The organism is Hydrogenovibrio sp. 3SP14C1, from assembly GCF_029625905.1.
Lineage (GTDB): Bacteria > Pseudomonadota > Gammaproteobacteria > Thiomicrospirales > Thiomicrospiraceae > Hydrogenovibrio.
Window position 1 is genome coordinate 1 of the sequence record NZ_JARTLM010000111.1, and the last position, 273, is coordinate 273.

The 273-nt window shown below is 44.3% G+C and carries 1 protein-coding gene; it reads left to right on the forward strand.

All coding sequences use genetic code 11. The annotated features are described in order from the left end of the window. Positions 1–273 (forward strand): hypothetical protein (locus P8629_RS11845; protein WP_278166321.1); only part of this gene is annotated, 273 nt, incomplete at both ends.

Here is a 273-nt window from a genome sequence, read left to right on the forward strand (position 1 = left end):
TGATGTTATTCGAGGTTATCTCTTGTCTCTCTTTACTCGGTTAATGCCATTCTTTGGCGCTTGCTCCATCATTATTTCTTTGCACACAGTTGCCAATGAATTAACCCCTGACCCACGAATCCATCAAGGTCGTTTAGCTAATGGCTTAACTTATCAGTTGATGGTTAATCCGTACCCAGAAAAAGCCATCATCATGCGTATGCAAATCGCGGGTGGCTCGCTGGTGGAATCTGAACAGCAGCAGGGGTTGATGCATTTATTAGAGCATATGGC